Source organism: Pedobacter riviphilus (genome assembly GCF_014692875.1).
GTDB lineage: Bacteria > Bacteroidota > Bacteroidia > Sphingobacteriales > Sphingobacteriaceae > Pedobacter > Pedobacter riviphilus.
In genome coordinates this window covers 4,664,686-4,680,227 of sequence record NZ_CP061171.1, presented here as the reverse complement: position 1 = coordinate 4,680,227, position 15,542 = coordinate 4,664,686, and the positions used below count along the sequence as shown (strand labels likewise).

The following is a 15,542-nucleotide window of genomic DNA, read 5'->3' as shown; positions in this document are numbered from 1 at the left end:
GCCGATTGTCATTCAAATGTTTATCTTGGGAAACCAAATACTCTTATTACTTATGAGCGACAATTTACCCAAGAACAATATTTTTAAAGTAATCGGTGCATCATCTTTAGGCACACTGATTGAATGGTATGATTTTTACATTTTTGGTAGCCTTGCGGTTATCATTGGCCATCAGCTGTTTCCAGGAGATGCGGGTGCATCGGCACTCATTAATACTTTGGCTATTTTTGCCGCGGGTTTTATTGTTCGTCCGTTTGGTGCATTGGTTTTCGGCAGGCTTGGCGATTTAATTGGCAGGAAATATACTTTCTTGCTCACTTTGGTGCTGATGGGTGGATCGACATTTTTTATCGGTTTAATCCCTTCTTATAAAAGTATCGGCTATGCTGCCCCAATTTTGGTTTTAATATTAAGGCTGATTCAAGGATTAGCCCTTGGCGGAGAGTATGGTGGGGCTGCAACTTATGTAGCAGAGCACGCACCTAAAGATAAACGGGGCTTTTTTACCAGCTGGATCCAAACCACCGCAACACTGGGTTTATTCCTTTCGTTGGGGATTATCGTAATCACAAAAAACATTTTGGGCGCCGAAACCTTTGGTGATTGGGGCTGGAGAATCCCTTTTCTATTATCGATCGTATTGGTTGTAGTTTCGATTTATATCCGCATGAAAATGCACGAATCGCCCATGTTTTCTAAATTGAAGGCCGAAGGAAATGTCTCAAAAAATCCATTGAAAGAGAGCTTTAACAACAAAGCGAATTTTAAAATGGTACTTCTGGCGCTGTTTGGTGCTACTATGGGGCAAGGGGTAATCTGGTATACGGGGCAGTTTTATGCACAGTCGTTTTTAGAGAATACCTGTAAGCTGGATTTTAACGATTCGAGATATATTTTGCTCTGGGGAATAGCTTTTGCCACACCGTTTTTTGTGGTGTTTGGTGCCTGGAGCGATAAGGTTGGCCGGAAATGGATTATGCTGAGCGGTATGCTTTTGGGTATTCTATTCTATCGTCCAATTTATCAAATGTTTTTAGACGATACCGATTATACAAAAATTGAACAGACTGATATTTTATCTGTTACTCCAGCTCCAGTAACTTCGATTTTAATTGCGAACTCAACTGATAGTTTACGAACAGTTTCTACTAAAGTAATGCTTAGAAATGGTGCTTCTTTTAACAAGGTTCAAACCGATACGGTTTCTGCAACAAAAGGAATCCTCTTAGGCAAAGAAGTGGTAAAAGATAAAGTTTTGCCTAAACCAGTATTCTGGAAATTTGTTGGCTTAATCTTCTTCCAGATTTTGCTGGTAACCATGGTTTATGGACCAATTGCGGCTTTTCTTGTGGAGTTATTCCCGACTAAAATCAGGTATACCTCTATGTCGCTGCCTTATCATATCGGTAACGGTGTATTTGGAGGGCTTGTGCCATTTATTGCAACACTAATTGCAAGCTTTTCTGGCGCTACGCCATTATCCGGCCTTTGGTATCCGATAGGTATAGCCGCATTGAGTTTGGTTATTGGCGCAATTTATTTATCAAATAAAAGAGACGAAAATATTAACGATTAGATAAGAAGAAGATGAATACGTTAAAGAAATTTTTAGGATTGATTTGGATGGTTTTAGGTCCGTTAACAATGACTTTTTTGTTTATGCAGGCAATAGATAAAGTGGGCTTAACCCACACAGATCTGGAGCGTACCAATACCATTCTGCAATGGGCAATTATCTTGTTTATTTTCCTCCCAATTAGTTTGGGCTTGATGATATTTGGCTTTTATGCATGGAAAGGTGAGTACGATCACTTGCCGGAAAGTTCGGATGAATTGTAATCTATAGGCTGTTAGGTATATTTTTTCCTTAATTAGCCTTGCGGTTGATATTTTTTAATTCATTGTAAACCAACTGCGCAACTGCTTTGGCGCCTTCTGGTTGGAAGTGGGTGTTATCTTTTTGGCCTTTTGGATAAGCTTCATATTTTGCGGAGTCTAAATTCATAAAGTAATGCTTGCTTACAAATTCATTGCCTTTTGTGGTGAAAAAACTTGCAGAAAGTGAGGTTAGATCTATAATGGGTGCGTTTAATTCTTGGGCAACATCTTTCACCGCTTGTGGATACTCGCCATGGGCACTGCCCAGTTTGCCATCTTTCCAGGGGTAATTGCGGGTAACCGGTGTAATCAGGATCGGTAAAGCACCCTTCGCCCTTGTTTCTTTCACGTACATCCTTAAAAAGTCTTTATAACCCGGAATATCAACATAACGTTCAGGTTTGTCTTTTGCGGCATCGTTGTGCCCAAACTGGATCAATACCAGGTCATTCTTTTCTAAGGCTGATAAAACTTCTTTCCACCTTACCTCTTCAAAAAAAGTTCTGGTGCTTCTTCCCCCTTTTGCCTTATCAATAACTAAAGCGCTGTCGCTTTTAATCAGCCTGCTTAATTTTTTTAAGCTGTCTTTTTTAAAGAATTGTTGAAAAACCTGTCCCCAACCTGTAAGGGGATACTTTTTCTGTAGATAACCTTCATCTAAAGTATAGTCTGCTACGGTAGAATCGCCGATTAAATAAACCTTAACAGGTTTGGGTTTTATAATGAATGACATCAGTAAAACGGTGCCAAGGGCTGCGATAAGGTATTTATGTTTTTTCATCTTGTTATTTTATTGCTTGTACACGGAACCAATCGTATTCGGCAATTCCTGAATCATTGGTTTGGGTATCTCTGGAGGCAAATATTCCCATTTTTGCGCCGATCCATTGGCCCGCGGTTGCCTGGAACTCATCTCCTACATCAGTAAAACGAGTTCCATCTTCACTATAACTAAACTGACATTTTGCACCAGTGGTAACTTTAACCCTAAAATATACCAATCCCGATTTTAGCTTGGTAATTTCCTTTTCATTTTCGGTTTTTCCCTTGTCGGCACTTTGGCAAACACCGTACACAAGGTACAATCCATCTTTTTTGCTTTTAATACTAATCTGCGCATAACTTCTCCCCAGCACCACCAAACCCGTTTTTTCGTTTTCCAGTTTTGGGTTAGGTTTAAACAAGAGTTTTGTTGTTGCCATAAATTCATCAGCAGGAAATTTCTGCATCAACAGGTTTGGAACATCCCAAAGATTTTTGGCATCGTCGGGAATTTTCGAAGTATATAACTTTAATAAACCCTTGCCTGCATCAGTAAATAACCAGGTAGTCTGCGGATTGGCCTGCCATTGCCATTGCAAGCCTAGTTTTGAGGTTTCAAACTCATCACTCTCTATCGGTGTTTCAATCGGATAAACCTTACCTACATTTGGTTTTTTATAGGAGATAACCGGTTCGCCTTTACCATCGCCATCTGCATCAAGCCCAATAACAGGCCAGTTATTGACCCATTTCATAGGCTGCAGGTGAATCACGCGGCCATAAGCATCTTTGTCCTGGAAATGAAGAAACCAATCCTCACCTGTTTGAGTATTTACCCAGGCACCCTGATGAGGACCATTTACGGAAGATTTCCCTTGATCCATTACTATTTTCCTTTCATATGGACCGTAAATATGCTTACTTCTCAAAATTAGTTGCCAGCCTGTAGAAACGCCCCCGGCTGGTGCAAACAAATAATAATAACCGTTGCGTTTATAAAATTTTGGCCCTTCAACGGTTGGATCTAATTCATGCCCATCATAAACAATTCTGCCTGTTTCAGTTGTTTCTGAGCCGTCGCTAGTGAGCGGCATAATGGCTAGTACACTTTTTATTCCTGCACGGCTCCCTGCATAGGCATAAGCCAGGTATGCTTTGCCATCTTCATCCCAAAACGGGCAGGGATCAATCAATCCCTTACCTGCAATCACTAGTTTTGGTACAGACCACGCTCCTGTTATGGTTTTTGCTTTGGTTAAATAAATGCCAAAATCAGGATCTGGATAATAAATATAAAATTCACCATTGCGGTAGCGGATAGAAGGTGCCCAAACACCATTGCCATGTTGTGTTTTTTCGAAATGTTCAAATGGAGGCTGACGTTTTAACGCATGACCAATTATTTTCCAGTTGACCAGATCTTTCGAATGCAGAATCGGTAATCCGGGTATAGCATCGAAACTCGAAGCGACCATGTAAAAATCATCTCCTACACGGATAGCATCAGGATCAGAATAATCGGCATTGATTATCGGATTCTTATACATTCCGTTGCCTAAGTCGGAAACCCAAACTTTAGATATATACCCACTTTTTGGAGCGGGTTGGGCAAAGGTATTTATGCTAAAGCTTAAAATAAGGATTAAACTAAATAGATATTTCATTATACAATGATGTTTTAATATTTGGTCAGTTATTTATCTAGCGTTACGTCATTCCCAATCAAGTTGGGAATGACGACGAGTCTATTTTATCAAATTAGCCTATCAACAAGATTAAGTCTTTTTTTATTTTTAGACAAGTTGTTATTGTGCAATCGTTCCCGACATCGTTTGCAATGTTTAATCTCGAAAAAACTTCTTTCTGATGAATATTAATGTTTAAAATTGTTCATCATATATTTTAAAAACACGGCTGCGTTACAAAGTTTATACTTTTACGTGGCCGATTTTAATTTAAGCCTAACCAAATTGATATGAAAGCAATCATCCTATTTTTTCTGATAACTGTTTCATCAGTAGTTTATGCCCTAGATGTTAAGCCCGATTTTGTGGTAGCTGCCGATGGAAGCGGAAATTTTAAAACGGTACAGGAAGCGATCCACGCAGTGCCCGATTTCAGGAACAAAACAACTGTAATCTTTATCAAAAAAGGTATTTATAAAGAAAAGCTGGTATTGGCCGCCTCTAAAAGGAATGTAAGGTTCATTGGCGAAAGTGTAAACGAAACCATTTTAACTTATGATGACTATGCCCAGAAGAAGAATGCTTTTGGCGAAGAAAAAGGCACCTCGGGTTCTTCTAGCTTTTATATTTATGGCGAAGGCTTTTCTGCTGAGAACATCACCTTCGAAAATTCATCAGGTCCGGTGGGGCAAGCCGTTGCGGTTTGGGCCGGGGGTGATAAATTAATTTTTACCAACTGTAGGTTTTTAGGCTTTCAGGATACGCTTTATACCTATGGAGGGAACAACCGCCAATATTATAAAAACTGTTATATCGAAGGGACCGTAGATTTTATTTTCGGAGCTTCGACAGCCTGGTTTGAAAGCTGTACCATTTTCTGCAAAAAGGCAGGTTATATCACGGCTGCTTCAACTGCCGATACCACAAAATATGGCTATGTATTCAACAAATGTAAAATCAAAGGAGATGCTCCTGCCAATAGTTTTTACTTAGGCCGTCCCTGGAGGCCTTATGCAAAAGTTGCGTACCTCAACTGCGAACTGCCTGATTTTATTCGCCCTGAAGGGTGGAACAACTGGGGTAAAGAGAGTAATGAGAAAACGGCTTATTATGCCGAATATAAAAGTACCGGAAAAGGTGCCGATCCAAAAAGCAGGGTAAATTGGTCGCACCAATTAACTGATAATGAGTATGAGGCCTACATTTTGGAAAACGTTTTCCGTGGGTGGAATCCAGAGGCGAAATAAGATTGTTAATAAATTGATATACAGTTATTAATTATCTTCTTGTGAGCGTCTTTTTGCCTTGTTTTCCGGTAACGATTGCATAGATTTCTCTTCTGTTTTAAGTGCAAACAACGTACACTTGTTATTACAATAACCAAGTATAATTTAACAGCGCAAATAATGAAATATATTTCTGGTCGTTTATGCCATATTAAAGTGGCTCTCGCATGCTTAATTTTATCTGCTGCAGGTTCTGTCATGGCGCAACAAAAGCAAAGTTTACCCATTATTCAGCAGGTTAAATTTAAAAATGATACAACAAGCATTATCAGCTTTGGCGCAAAAGGCGATGGCATTACCTTAAATACAGAAAGCATTAATAAAACGATTGCCAGTGTTAGCCAGAAAGGCGGCGGTGTGGTATTAATCCCTTCGGGTTTGTGGTTAACCGGACCAATCGAATTAAAAAGCAATGTAAACCTGCATCTAAAACGCGATGCCATCCTTCAATTTACGGCAGATTTTAATCAATATAAACTGGTACAGGGAAATTGGGAAGGTCAGCCTGCATGGCGGAACCAAAGTCCGATTTCAGGTGTTAACCTTGAAAATATCGCTATTACCGGAACGGGAATTATCGATGGGAACGGTGGCGCCTGGCGCATGGTTAAAAAAGATAAATTGACCGAAACACAGTGGAAAACCTTAGTGGCATCTGGCGGCATAGTGAGGGCAGACGGAAAAATGTGGTACCCATCTGAGAAAACAGTTAAAGGTTCGAATACTAAAAATGCAGGTGTAATTGAAGCTGGTAAAACAGCAGCCGATTATGAAGATATTAAAGATTTTCTTCGTCCGAATTTGTTGGTTTTAACGGGTTGTAAAAAAGTTCTTTTAGAAGGTGTTACCTTTCAAAATTCACCAGCATGGAATTTACACCCTTTACTTTGTGAGGATTTGACCTTAAGAAATCTACAGGTAAAAAACCCTTGGTTTGCGCAGAACGGTGATGGTGTTGATGTAGAATCGTGTAAAAACGTATTGATTGAAGGCAGCACTTTCGATGTGGGTGATGATGGGATCTGTATTAAATCGGGAAGAGATGAAGCGGGCCGCAAACGCGGTGTGCCTACAGAAAATGTAATTGTTCGCAATAATGTGGTTTACCATGCGCATGGTGGTTTTGTAATTGGCAGCGAAATGAGCGGTGGTGCAAAAAATATCTGGGTGTACGACTGTTCTTTTATCGGTACCGACATAGGCCTGCGCTTTAAAACTACCCGAGGCCGTGGTGGTGTGGTCGAAAATATTTATATCAACAACATCAACATGATCGATATTCCGGGTGAAGCGATTCTGTTCGACATGTATTATGCTGCGGTTGATCCGGTTCCATTGGCAGGTGAAAAACGTGAAGCCATTAAAACCGTAACGGTTCCGGTTACTGAGGCTACTCCACAGTTCAGAAATTTTTATATAAAAGACATAGTAGCCAATGGAGCTGAAAAAGCTATTTTTTTTAGAGGTTTACCCGAAATGAACATCAAAGATATCCACCTGGAAAACGTAACCATAAAAGCGAAGAAAGGGATTGAAATTATTGAAGCTGCAGGAATTTTCCTTAAAAACATAAACGTAATTACCGAAAACACCAATCCGGTGGTGATGATCCAGAACAGTTCCAACATCAATATCAGTAACTTAAAATACCCTGATAACAGCAAGGTTTTGTTCGGTGTTGCGGGCGAAAAAACAAAAGGCATAAAAATTAGTGCAACAGATGTTTCTAAAGCCAAAACGGCTTCACTTTTAAGTGCCGAAGTAGATAAAAAAGCATTGGAAATTTCAAAATAATGAAAAGATCAGTTTTATATACAGCAGCTGCGCTCATCGGTTTTTCTATTTTATCGCAAAGTGGATTTGCCCAAAAGAAATTATCAGAACAGTTAACCTTAACTGCAATGGAAAAATTATTTCAGGATACTACACTGTTAAAAGGTGCTAAAGGGCCTAAATGGACCTACGACATGGGGGTGGTACTGGAAGGTGCCGCAACGGTTTGGCGAAATACCGGCGATGGAAAATATTTCAAATATATCCAAGGTTCAATGGATGCCTATTTGGATAAGGAAGGAAATATCAATACGTATAAACCTGACGATTTTAATATCGACAACATTAAAAATGGCCGTTCGTTATTATTGTTATACAAAGTTACCGGGCAACAGAAATACCTGTTAGCGGCAACCAGATTATACGATCAGCTGCAAAAACAGCCGCGTACCCAGGAAGGTGGCTTTTGGCACAAGAAAATTTATCCCAATCAAATGTGGCTGGATGGTTTGTACATGGGTGAACCGTTTTATGCGGAGTACGCCAGGCTAATGAAAAAAGATGAAGCTTTCGATGATATTGCCAAGCAGTTTATCCTGATGGAGAAAAATGCCCGCGATGTTAAAACAGGATTACTTTATCACGGATACGATGAAAGCAGAACGGAGCAGTGGGCCGATAAAAAAACAGGCCGCTCAGCAAATTTCTGGGGCAGGGCAATGGGCTGGTACATTATGGCTTTGGTAGATGTGCTGGATAATTTTCCCGCCAATCATCCACAACGGAAAGAATTGATCGCCATTTTAAACCGTACCGCAACAGCAGCGGTAAAATACCAGGATCAAAAATCAGGTGTTTGGTTCGATATTTTAGATCTGCCAACCAGAAAAGGAAATTACCTGGAAAGTTCGGCCTCAAGCATGTTTGTATATGGCTTGGCCAAAGGGGTACGCAAAGGTTGGTTGGCGCCATCATTTATGGCTGCAGCAAATAAAGGTTACACAGGTTTAAAGAAAGAATTTGTTGAACAAGCAGGAACAGAAAGAATTAACCTCACTAAAACCGTTTCCGTATCAGGTTTGGGTGGAAAACCCAAATACCGCGATGGAAGTTTCGATTATTACATCAGCGAAAAAGTAATCACCAACGATCCAAAAGGTGTAGGCTCATTTATCTGCGCAGCTTCAGAAATGGAAATAGATCAGCTACCAAAACCTGGAAAAGGTTTAACCGTTACCCTTGATAATTTCTTCAATAATGAATACATGACCGGTCCGACCGGAGATAAAATCCCTTTCCATTACCTTTGGGAGGAGGATGATAACAACGGCTTCTCTTTATTTGGAAAAGTATTTAATGACGCGGGGGTTAAAACGGCTACCCTTAAAACAGCACCAACCACAGCAAACTTAAAAGGAAGTAACATTTACATTATTGTAGATCCAGATACGGAGAAAGAAACGGCAAACCCAAATTTCATGAATGCTACACATGCCAAACAGATTAGTGATTGGGTTAAAGCTGGTGGCGTATTAGTGCTACTCTTAAACGATGCCGGAAATTGTGAAATTTCGAAATTTAATGTATTGCCAGAAACCTTCGGTATTCATTTTAACGAGGATAGCCGCAACAAGGTTCAAGGTTCGAACTTTGAACAAGGCGCTGTAAAAATCCCTGCCGGAAACTCAATTTTTAAAACAGCCAAGAAAGTTTATATCAAAGAGATTTCCACCATTGTAGCAAAAAAAACTGCCGTTTCTGCCTTAACAGATAATGGCGACGTACTTATTGCAACAGCAAAATATGGTAAAGGAACTGTTTTCGCGGTGGGGGACCCTTGGTTTTACAACGAATATATCGATGGCAGGAAATTGCCCGCAGATTTTGAAAACTTTAAGGCCACGAACGATCTGGTAAACTGGCTGATCAAACAGGCTCTGGGTAAAAAGTAGGTTTTAACCACAGATAAATTAAATATTAGCCACGGAAACGCGGAAGCAAGGAAAAAGAATTAAGTGGTGGTCTGTGGGGACACAGACCACGGGAGTGGTTCCAGGTAAAATTAATCGCAGATGAAAAAGATGAACACAATTACGAAATAGAATTGTCATCCTGAGCCTGTCGAAGGGCCTGTTAAAATTACAGCAAACATCGTTTCGACAAGCTCAACGTGACAGATTGGATGAAAAAATACTCCGCGGTAATCCGTGCTTCCGTGGCAATAAACTAACAAACAACAATGATGAAAATAAAAATACTGTTAACCCTGATCTGTATAAGCTTAATGCTATCGTGTTATGCGCAGCAGCCTACCGATTCTACGGCAGATAAAATGCTTGTTTATCAATTGGGCAATGGTGGTTGGCCGAAGCAGCTGGAAGATAAAAGCGTGGTTAACTATGGTGCAACCTTAACACCTGAGCTTTTGGCCAGAATAAAAGCAACTAAAGATCTGCACGCCACATTCGATAACAAAGCCACCAGCAGAGAAGTGGTATACCTGGTTCAAGCTTATAAAAAAACACAGAATAAGGCTTATTTAGCGGCAGCTGAAAAAGGATTAGATTATATTTTATCAGCTCAATATGCCAATGGTGGCTGGCCACAGTATTATCCTGATAAAACCTTGTACCGTTCAGAAATTACCTACAATGATGATGCAATGATTAATGTGCTGAACATCTTACAAGATATTGTTACACAGAAAAATGATTTTGAGGTCGTGAATCCGGCTTACATCAAGAAAGCAGAGAAAGCCGTTGCAAAAGGCATCGATTGTATTATCAAAACACAGGTAAAACAGAACGGAATCTTAACCATTTGGGGGCGCAATATGATAAAGATACCATGTTGCCTGCAAAAGCCAGAAATTTCGAACCCGCATCATTAAGTACTAGTGAATCAATGGGCATTATACGCTTTTTAATGCGTTTTAAAAATCCATCGCCCGAAATTAAAACAGCCATAACCGCTGCTTATAACTGGTTTAATACCTACAAAGTTGCAGGTTACCGTTTCGAGCGAACCACTGACCCAACAACGAAAGAAAAAAATGCGGTACTGGTGGCCGATCCAACATCAATGGTGTGGGCACGTTTCTACGACCTCGATAAAAATATCCCAATTTTTGGAGATAGAGACAATAGCATCAAGTTAAAGCTAGAAGAGCTAATCCCAGAGCGTAGAAACGGTTATGCCTGGTACGGTAGTTGGGCACAAAAATTTATAGAGAAAGAATATCCGAAGTGGTTGACCACAATCGGGAAATAGTAAAGTATAACGGGTTAAACGGATCATTATGAATCACACTTTGTGCCATTGGGCCTTGGTGGTTAAACAACATTACCAATGATTTTAAATAAAGAAAATTTAAAAAACATTAACGGCGACAAGGTTATCAAACCAAGCGCAGAAATTTTAGCATTACCAGAAAAAGTAATCCAGTTTGGAACTGGTGTTTTACTACGTGGCTTACCTGATTATTTTATTGATAAAGCCAATCAAAAAGGCATTTTTAACGGTAGGGTTTTGGTCGTTAAATCTACTTCAAAGGGTGGTGCTGATGCATTTTCGAAACAGGATAATTTGTACACACTTTGTGTAAAAGGTATCGAGGATGGCGTTAGCGTAGAAGAAAATTCAATCAACGCTTCAATCAGTCGTGTTTTATCGGCCTCGCAAGATTGGGCAGAGATTTTAAAAGCTGCGCACCAGCCAGAAATGCAGGTTGTAATTTCGAACACAACTGAAGTTGGGATTGTTAAAAGCGAAGATAAAATAACCGATAATCCGCCGCAATCTTACCCAGGGAAATTACTGGCATTCTTGCACGAAAGATATACTGCTTTTAATGGCTCGGCCGAAAGCGGAATGGTGATTGTTCCAACGGAATTAATCAGCGATAATGCTGATAAACTGAAAGAAATTTTATTAGATCTGGCCATCCAGAACAAATTGGGCTGGGATTTCGAAAACTGGTTAAAAACAGCCAATCATTTTTGCAAAACCCTGGTAGATAGGATTGTTCCGGGAAAGCTTCCAGAGGCCGAACAAAAAGCGATTGAAAGTGAACTGGGTTACGAAGATGAACTCATGATTATGGCCGAACCCTTCAGGCTTTGGGCTATCGAATCATCGAGCGAAAACGTGAAGGAGATTTTATCTTTTGCAAAGGCCGATAAAGGGGTTTTTGTTGTTCCATCGATCGATAAATTTAAAGAGCTAAAACTCCGTTTACTTAATGGTACACACACCATCAGTTGTGGGCTAGCCATTTTAGCAGGCTTTAATACTGTAAAAGAGGCTATGGCAGATAAAGATTTCTCTGCCAATGTTTTAAAACTGATGAAAGATGAAATTGCACCTGTTGTGGTAAATGAAGATATTACTTATGACGAAGCGATTGCCTTTGCAGAAAGCGTAATCGACCGTTTTAGCAATCCATCATTAGAACACCAGTGGCAGGCTATTACGTTAAATTTTACCTCAAAAATGCAGATGCGCAATATGCCACTCATCAGGAGGTATTATGCTTTAAAAAATGAAGTACCTCAACTTACCGCTTTAGGTGTGGCAGCATATATCCTTTTCATGAATGTGAATAAAGATGGTGATACTTACACGGCCAGCGCAAATGGAAAAAGCTACCCGATACAGGATGAATTTGCAGAAATTTTATACGAATACTGGAAAAATCCCGAAACGGTTGTAGATAATACTCTTGGCGACAGACGTCTTTGGGATAAAAACCTTAATAATTACCCGGGCTTTAACGCGGCCGTAAAATCTTACGTTGACTTATTACAGAATAAGGGTGCAAAAGAAACTTTGAGTAACTTGCATTCAGAAAGAACAATTTAAAATGGTTACTAGAATTTTAAAAATCCATCCTAACGATAATGTACTTGTTGCCCTGCAAAACCTGGCAAAAGGCGAAACCGTTATTTACGATGGGCAGGAATATATTTTGCAGGATGATATCCAGGCTAAGCACAAGTTTTTTATGCAGGATATGAATGCGGGCGATCACATCATTATGTATGGTGTACTGGTGGGGAAAGCACAGCATTTTATCCTAAAAGGTGGTTTAATGGATACTGAAAATACTAAACATGCTTCAGATCCATACGAATTCCGTCCGTACCATTACGAGTGGCATGCACCTGATGTTTCTAAGTTTGAAGGCAGAACCTTTAACGGTTATATCCGTAGTGATGGCCGCGTGGGCACCGCAAATTATTGGTTGTTTATTCCGACTGTTTTCTGTGAAAACCGTAATCTGGATGTGATCCGTGAAGCCTTGCACAATGAATTGGGTTATGCGGTAACCGATAAATACAAATCTTATGCACACCAACTGGTGGAGGCTTATAAAAATGGTGAAATTTTAGCTGAGGCCGATCCAAGCGCTATCGGACAGGCTAATCCAACGGCCAACCGTATTTTTAAAAATGTAGATGGCATTAAGTTCTTAAATCACCAGGGTGGTTGCGGTGGTACCCGCCAGGATGCTGCTGTGTTAAGTAAATTATTAGCAGCATATGCCGATCACCCCAATGTGGCCGGTGTAACGGTGTTAAGTCTGGGCTGCCAAAATTTACAGGTTAAAGATTTTATGGACGATTTAAAACACCGTAGTCCGAATTTCGATAAACCTTTATTTGTGTTTGAGCAGCAACAATCGCAAAGCGAAGAACAGTTGGTGAAGGAAGCCATCAGAAAAACTTTTATCGGCTTAACCGAAATTAATAAGATCGAACGTCAGCCTGCTCCTTTAAGCAAACTGGTTTTAGGTGTTAAATGTGGCGGTAGCGATGGTTTTAGTGGAATCAGTGCAAATCCGGCAGTAGGTTATACCTCTGATTTATTGGTGGCGCTGGGTGGAACGGTACTTCTAGCGGAGTTCCCTGAACTTTGCGGCGCAGAACAGCAGTTAATCGACCGGACTAAAGACGAAACCGCTGCGCGTAAATTCATTCAATTGATGACTGCTTACAATCAATCGGCAGAAAATGTGGGTTCCGGATTTTTCATGAACCCATCGCCTGGAAATATAAAAGATGGTTTGATTACCGATGCCATTAAAAGTACCGGAGCAGCTAAAAAAGGGGGAACCTCTCCAGTTGAAGATGTTTTGGATTATACCGAACCTGCTACAAAACCAGGATTAAACTTAGTTTGTACTCCTGGAAATGACGTAGAAGCCACTACCGGAAAAGCAGCCTCAGGAGCAACACTAATTTTGTTTACTACAGGTTTGGGTACGCCTACGGGAAACCCGGTTTGCCCAACCATTAAGGTTTCAACCAATAATGCATTAACCAAACGCATGGGCGATATTATCGATATCAACTGCGGACCAGTAATTGAAGGCGAAAAAACCATCGAACAAATGGGCGAAGATATTTTAGAATATTGCATTAAAGCAGCCAGTGGTGAGGTAATTCCTAAGGCCGTGTTGCTAAACCAGGATGATTTTATTCCTTGGAAACGGGGGGTTAGTCTTTAGTCATAAGTCCCAAGTCGTGAGTCTTGGAGCCAAATTCCGTGGTCTGTGTCCCCACAGACCATGGACAATATTATTACCAATAGATAAAAAATATAAATTCAATTCCGGTCTGTGAAGACACAGACCAGGGGTAAAAAATAAAATTAATAGAAAGGCATTTAGAACATCTCAAATCCTTTATCTAATGTCTCAAATCACATAGCATGAAATCTTTTTTAGACGAAAATTTTCTTTTGCAAAGCAAGACTGCTGAAAAGCTTTATCACAATTTTGCAAAATCGTTGCCGATTATCGACTACCATAATCACCTTATACCAGAGCAGATTGCCAATAATACTCAATTTTCCAATATTAGCCAGGTTTGGCTTGCTGGCGATCATTACAAATGGAGAGCCATGCGTGCCAACGGTGTTGATGAAAAATACATCACAGGTGTAGGATCTGATTATGAAAAATTTGAGAAATGGGCAGAAACCGTTCCTTACACGCTGCGCAATCCTTTATACCACTGGACACATCTGGAACTTCAACGCTATTTTGGTATAACTGATTTACTTTCAGGTAAAACGGCTCAGAAAATTTTCGACGAATGTTCTGCGAAATTACAAACACCTGAATATTCTGTACGTGGTTTGCTGGCTAAAATGAATGTTGAAGCCGTTTGTACTACCGATGATCCTTTGGATAGTTTAAACTTCCACCAGCAATTGGCAAGAGAAGGCGTTAGCTTAAAAATGTTGCCAGCTTTCCGCCCGGATAAAGCGATGAATAGCGATGATATTGAAGGTTTAAACAAGTATATCGACAAATTGGAAAGTGTTGCAGATAAAACAATCAGCAGCTTTCAGGATTATATTGATGCTTTAAAAAGCCGTCATGATTACTTTGCCGCAAATGGCTGTTCAGTTTCTGACCATGGCTTAGAGCAAATTTATGCTGAAGATTATACCGAAACAGAAATTGCCTCGATTTTTAATAAAATCCGTAGTAAACAAAACATTTCTTACGAGGAAAACCTGAAATTTAAATCGGCTATGCTGGTTTATTTTGCAGAGTGGGATCACGAAAAAGGCTGGGTACAACAATATCATTTAGGTGCACTGCGCAACAACAATGCCCGGATGTTAAGGCAATTAGGCCCTGATACTGGTTGGGATTCAATCGGCGATTTTAGCCAGGCCCGTATGCTTTCTAAATTCTTGAACCGTTTAGATAATCAGGATAAATTGGCCAAAACCATTATTTACAACCTTAATCCGGCTGATAACGAGTTGATTGCCACAATGATCGGTAACTTTAACGATGGTTCAGTTGCTGGTAAAGTGCAATTCGGTTCAGCCTGGTGGTTTTTGGATCAGAAAGACGGCATGATTAAACAGTTAAACGCATTATCGAATATGGGGCTTTTAAGCCGTTTGGTGGGTATGCTTACCGATTCGCGCAGTTTTCTTTCTTTTCCGCGCCACGAATATTTCAGACGAATTATTTGCAACCTGTTTGGAGAAGACATCGAGAATGGCGAATTGCCGAACGACTTGGAGTGGGTTGGCAAAATTGTTCAGGATATTTCGTACTTTAACGCAAAAAATTACTTTAAATTTTAACCAAAATAGGGCTTTAAAGAGGTATTTCGTTGAAATCAAATCATTT

Annotated in this window: 10 protein-coding genes and 1 pseudogene; 9 read left to right on the top strand and 2 right to left on the bottom strand. The window is 40.1% G+C overall.

The annotated features are described in order from the left end of the window. The first annotated feature begins 52 nt into the window (after positions 1-52). Positions 53-1,576 (top strand): MFS transporter, encoded by a 1,524-nt coding sequence (locus H9N25_RS19230; RefSeq protein ID WP_190326915.1) that lies wholly within the window; start codon positions 53-55, stop codon positions 1,574-1,576. An 11-nt stretch (positions 1,577-1,587) separates the two neighbouring features. Further along, entirely contained in the window at positions 1,588-1,839 is a 252-nt protein-coding gene (locus H9N25_RS19225) for a DUF6814 family protein (protein ID WP_190326914.1), read from the top strand. A gap of 28 nt (positions 1,840-1,867) precedes the next feature. Here the strand turns inward: H9N25_RS19225 and H9N25_RS19220 are convergent, their stop codons facing one another. Both H9N25_RS19220 and H9N25_RS19215 read right to left on the bottom strand, forming a co-directional pair. Beyond that, positions 1,868-2,659 (bottom strand): rhamnogalacturonan acetylesterase, encoded by a 792-nt coding sequence (locus H9N25_RS19220; protein WP_190326913.1) that lies wholly within the window; start codon positions 2,657-2,659, stop codon positions 1,868-1,870. Between the two features lie 4 nt (positions 2,660-2,663). Then, positions 2,664-4,304 (bottom strand): glycoside hydrolase family 43 protein, encoded by a 1,641-nt coding sequence (locus H9N25_RS19215; RefSeq protein ID WP_190326912.1) that lies wholly within the window; start codon positions 4,302-4,304, stop codon positions 2,664-2,666. A 311-nt stretch (positions 4,305-4,615) separates the two neighbouring features. On the opposite strand from H9N25_RS19215, the gene H9N25_RS19210 reads away from it, so the two are divergent. The 7 genes and pseudogenes from H9N25_RS19210 to uxaC all read left to right on the top strand — a co-directional run bounded on the left by H9N25_RS19210 (position 4,616) and on the right by uxaC (position 15,496). Then, a complete protein-coding gene (locus H9N25_RS19210) occupies positions 4,616-5,572 on the top strand; it encodes a pectinesterase family protein (RefSeq protein ID WP_190326911.1) in 957 nt (318 codons plus the stop codon). Positions 5,573-5,731: 159 nt separating this feature from the next. Next, complete coding sequence (locus tag H9N25_RS19205; RefSeq protein ID WP_190326910.1) at positions 5,732-7,405, top strand: glycoside hydrolase family 28 protein; 1,674 nt, start codon at positions 5,732-5,734, stop codon at positions 7,403-7,405. Beyond that, on the top strand, positions 7,405-9,336 hold the full coding sequence (locus H9N25_RS19200) for a glycoside hydrolase family 88/105 protein (RefSeq protein ID WP_190326909.1): 1,932 nt from the start codon (positions 7,405-7,407) through the stop codon (positions 9,334-9,336). Before H9N25_RS19205 ends, H9N25_RS19200 begins: the two co-directional genes overlap by 1 nt. A 287-nt stretch (positions 9,337-9,623) precedes the next feature. Further along, a pseudogene (gene pelA, locus H9N25_RS25510) lies at positions 9,624-10,654 on the top strand (pectate lyase). 78 nt (positions 10,655-10,732) lie between these two features. Beyond that, positions 10,733-12,244 (top strand): tagaturonate reductase, encoded by a 1,512-nt coding sequence (locus tag H9N25_RS19190; protein ID WP_190326908.1) that lies wholly within the window; start codon positions 10,733-10,735, stop codon positions 12,242-12,244. 1 nt (position 12,245) lies between these two features. Further along, positions 12,246-13,892: a UxaA family hydrolase gene (locus H9N25_RS19185; RefSeq protein ID WP_190326907.1), complete on the top strand. Its 1,647-nt coding sequence runs from the start codon at positions 12,246-12,248 to the stop codon at positions 13,890-13,892. A 203-nt stretch (positions 13,893-14,095) separates the two neighbouring features. Beyond that, the gene (gene uxaC / locus H9N25_RS19180; RefSeq protein WP_190326906.1) at positions 14,096-15,496 is read left to right on the top strand and encodes a glucuronate isomerase; all 1,401 of its coding nucleotides are present in this window, start codon (positions 14,096-14,098) and stop codon (positions 15,494-15,496) included. Positions 15,497-15,542 lie beyond the last annotated feature (46 nt).

Excerpts from the sequence above, each read along its gene's own strand:
- H9N25_RS19205 (WP_190326910.1), top strand. The coding sequence starts at position 5,732 with ATGAAATATATTTCTGGTCGTTTATGCCATATTAAAGTGGCTCTCGCA.
- H9N25_RS19200 (WP_190326909.1), top strand. The coding sequence starts at position 7,405 with ATGAAAAGATCAGTTTTATATACAGCAGCTGCGCTCATCGGTTTTTCT.
- H9N25_RS19220 (WP_190326913.1), bottom strand. The coding sequence starts at position 2,659 with ATGAAAAAACATAAATACCTTATCGCAGCCCTTGGCACCGTTTTACTG.
- uxaC (WP_190326906.1), top strand. The coding sequence starts at position 14,096 with ATGAAATCTTTTTTAGACGAAAATTTTCTTTTGCAAAGCAAGACTGCT.
- H9N25_RS19210 (WP_190326911.1), top strand. The coding sequence starts at position 4,616 with ATGAAAGCAATCATCCTATTTTTTCTGATAACTGTTTCATCAGTAGTT.
- H9N25_RS19225 (WP_190326914.1), top strand. The coding sequence starts at position 1,588 with ATGAATACGTTAAAGAAATTTTTAGGATTGATTTGGATGGTTTTAGGT.
- H9N25_RS19230 (WP_190326915.1), top strand. The coding sequence starts at position 53 with ATGAGCGACAATTTACCCAAGAACAATATTTTTAAAGTAATCGGTGCA.
- H9N25_RS19215 (WP_190326912.1), bottom strand. The coding sequence starts at position 4,304 with ATGAAATATCTATTTAGTTTAATCCTTATTTTAAGCTTTAGCATAAAT.
- H9N25_RS19185 (WP_190326907.1), top strand. The coding sequence starts at position 12,246 with ATGGTTACTAGAATTTTAAAAATCCATCCTAACGATAATGTACTTGTT.
- H9N25_RS19190 (WP_190326908.1), top strand. The coding sequence starts at position 10,733 with ATGATTTTAAATAAAGAAAATTTAAAAAACATTAACGGCGACAAGGTT.